Origin of the sequence: Paracoccus angustae (assembly GCF_042648745.1) — a bacterium.
GTDB lineage: Bacteria > Pseudomonadota > Alphaproteobacteria > Rhodobacterales > Rhodobacteraceae > Paracoccus > Paracoccus angustae.
This window is the reverse complement of record NZ_JBHRXY010000097.1, coordinates 1-2073: the sequence shown is the minus strand read 5'-3', so window position 1 is coordinate 2073 and position 2073 is coordinate 1. Positions and strand designations below refer to the sequence as shown.

The window sequence follows — 2073 nt, the reverse complement described above, 5'->3', positions numbered from 1 at the left end:
CCGTTTCGCCACCCATCTTTCTCTGTCCTCTGCTTATCATGCGGGGCACGATCCCCTTGTATCCGTTCAGGTCAGCTCGAAAGGGCGGGGCGATCACACTCTAGGACGGTTCTATGTAACCAGCGCGGTCACGATCCGACCCCGCCACCGAACGGCATGAAGGCCGTGCCGGTCGGTGGCTCCACTTTGTAAGCAGAGCCTACCGTCGTCATTAGATAAGCGCGATCCCTAGGGGCGGGCGGGCTAGGGCGACAGCCCTAGACCGACAGACACTAGGGATGCGACATACGGCACTTACGGACTAGGGTCCGTATCTGCTTCCGCTCGACGGACTTCCAGCTCATATTCATCAAACAATGCATCGAGAGCCAGACAGCCGCAAACCCACTTAATAGTTTCAGGGTCTTTCTGCTCAACTCTAACTGCGGCCATCAGGAACCGCTTGGCTAGCCATCGGTGAGAGCTTGCTAATCCAGGATTAAGACCTGGAGTAGCAGCCATATGCTCATGATAGGCAGCCGCATCTCTTGCATGCTTCGCAACAGCGGCGATGATCCTTGCCAGATTTTCAGTCATTGCTTGCTCATGTTGGGTGAGGTTTATGGCGGCCGACCAGACAGCGGAAACGGAAGGAATGGAAGATGGCAGATGATGTTGTTCGCAAGGTGGTTGGCTATCTCCGCCAGATCGAGAAGCTGGCCGAGAAGGGCGATCTTGACGGTGTTCTGCTCGAAGCGCGTCTTGCCCTTCGCCTGTGTAATGCTCCGTCCAGCAACGACACGACCTCTGACGCAGGGGCGTGAGCTACTATCCTTCGCGGACGAACACCCCGGCTGACGTCAGCGCCTGGATGAAGTCGGCCCTGACCTGTTCGGGGGTCACAGTGCCTTCGGCAAAGGCGATGCAGAAGCCGGCCGCCTGCCGGTAGGCAGGATCGGCCGGGTCGCATTGCTCCATCAGCGCCCGGCCCATGCCGTTGGCATCGTTGACGGTGCGAAACCGGCTGTCTGTCTCTTGATAGGACACCGGCCGGATCGTGCGCAGCCCGCTTGCATGGCCCGCCATGATTTCAGTCCTCGGACAGCTTGCGCTCGACCTTTGACCGGCTGTTGCCTTCAGACTTCACGGCCTCGCGCACCTCGTCCTTGGACACGTCCATCTTCTCCGCCTCATAGCGGACTTCGTGATCCTGTCCGGCTGCGACCTGACGGCGATCCTGGGCGCGGCCCCGGTTTGTCTGTTCCTTGTTCATGTCGTCCTCCGCATCTTCAAAGGGTCAACGCAATCAGTTGTGGCTTGTTTCCACCCGTACGACGGAGGTTTGGGGCAGGCTGCGGTCCGGTTTTCCAGAACGCAGACCCGAGGTGTATATCCCATTACAGGTTGCCTTCATATCCCCAAAGGATATACTCTCTTCAAAGCGAGGATATACCATGCCCCTCTACATCAAAGACCCTGCGGTAGATACGCTTGTCGATCAGTATCTCGCGGCCACCGGCATGACGAACAAGACGGAGGCTGTTCGCCGCGCCTTGTCCGACCAGTTGAACGCTCTCGCTGCCAAGGAGACCCTGACGGACCGGGTTGCTCGAATACAGCGGCGGGCAGCGGAGGCCGGGTTTGTGTCCAGCGGCAGCGACATTGCAGCGGACAAGGCATTCATGGACGAACAGTGGGGCGAGGACTGATGTTCCTTGATGCCAGCGTTGTCGCCGCCGTGCTGTTGCAGGAAGAAGATGGCCCCGCGTTCCTGAAGGCGATGGAGGCCGCGCGCGGCACCCTGCGCTATTCGCCCATCGTGCGCCTGGAGGCGACACTTGCCCTTGTGCGCAAGCGGGTCGAGCGGCGCGGCAAAGGCCCGGCGACAGCAGAGGACTTTGCCGCCGCGACTGATCTTGTCGATGAGCTGCTGAAGGCGCTTGAAGCCAAGGAAATGCACATCACCGGCAGCATGGGGGCCGAGGCGATCCAGGCGCTGTCAGTCTATGGCAAGGTTGTCGGGCATCCGGCGCAACTCAACATGGGCGATGCTTTGTCCTATGCCTGCGCCAAAGCCTTTCATGTGCCCTTGCT

At 59.7% G+C, this 2073-nt stretch carries 6 protein-coding genes; 3 read left to right on the top strand and 3 right to left on the bottom strand.

Going from position 1 to position 2073, the window contains the following annotated elements; all coding sequences use genetic code 11:
- Nucleotides 1–294 precede the first annotated feature (294 nt).
- A complete protein-coding gene (locus ACFOM8_RS22870; RefSeq protein ID WP_146113108.1) occupies nt 295–576 on the bottom strand; it encodes a hypothetical protein in 282 nt (93 codons plus the stop codon).
- Nucleotides 577–641: 65 nt separating this feature from the next.
- Here ACFOM8_RS22870 and ACFOM8_RS22865 point away from each other — a divergent pair, with 65 nt between their 5' ends.
- A complete protein-coding gene (locus ACFOM8_RS22865; RefSeq protein ID WP_167553517.1) occupies nt 642–803 on the top strand; it encodes a hypothetical protein in 162 nt (53 codons plus the stop codon).
- Between the two features lie 4 nt (nt 804–807).
- On the opposite strand, the gene ACFOM8_RS22860 is transcribed toward ACFOM8_RS22865, so the two are convergent.
- Complete coding sequence (locus ACFOM8_RS22860) at nt 808–1065, bottom strand: hypothetical protein (protein ID WP_377764664.1); 258 nt, start codon at nt 1063–1065, stop codon at nt 808–810.
- A gap of 4 nt (nt 1066–1069) precedes the next feature.
- On the bottom strand, nt 1070–1252 hold the full coding sequence (locus ACFOM8_RS22855) for a DUF3606 domain-containing protein (RefSeq protein WP_080623126.1): 183 nt from the start codon (nt 1250–1252) through the stop codon (nt 1070–1072).
- 181 nt (nt 1253–1433) lie between these two features.
- Between ACFOM8_RS22855 and ACFOM8_RS22850 the strand changes: the two genes are divergently transcribed.
- The gene (locus ACFOM8_RS22850; protein ID WP_090757601.1) at nt 1434–1688 is read left to right on the top strand and encodes a type II toxin-antitoxin system VapB family antitoxin; all 255 of its coding nucleotides are present in this window, start codon (nt 1434–1436) and stop codon (nt 1686–1688) included.
- Nucleotides 1688–2073 (top strand): PIN domain-containing protein (locus ACFOM8_RS22845; RefSeq protein WP_377764663.1); only part of this gene is annotated, 386 nt, incomplete at its 3' end. The genes ACFOM8_RS22850 and ACFOM8_RS22845, both read left to right, overlap by 1 nt.

Excerpts from the sequence above, each read along its gene's own strand:
- ACFOM8_RS22870 (WP_146113108.1), bottom strand. The coding sequence starts at position 576 with ATGACTGAAAATCTGGCAAGGATCATCGCCGCTGTTGCGAAGCATGCA.
- ACFOM8_RS22865 (WP_167553517.1), top strand. The coding sequence starts at position 642 with ATGGCAGATGATGTTGTTCGCAAGGTGGTTGGCTATCTCCGCCAGATC.
- ACFOM8_RS22860 (WP_377764664.1), bottom strand. The coding sequence starts at position 1,065 with ATGGCGGGCCATGCAAGCGGGCTGCGCACGATCCGGCCGGTGTCCTAT.
- ACFOM8_RS22855 (WP_080623126.1), bottom strand. The coding sequence starts at position 1,252 with ATGAACAAGGAACAGACAAACCGGGGCCGCGCCCAGGATCGCCGTCAG.
- ACFOM8_RS22850 (WP_090757601.1), top strand. The coding sequence starts at position 1,434 with ATGCCCCTCTACATCAAAGACCCTGCGGTAGATACGCTTGTCGATCAG.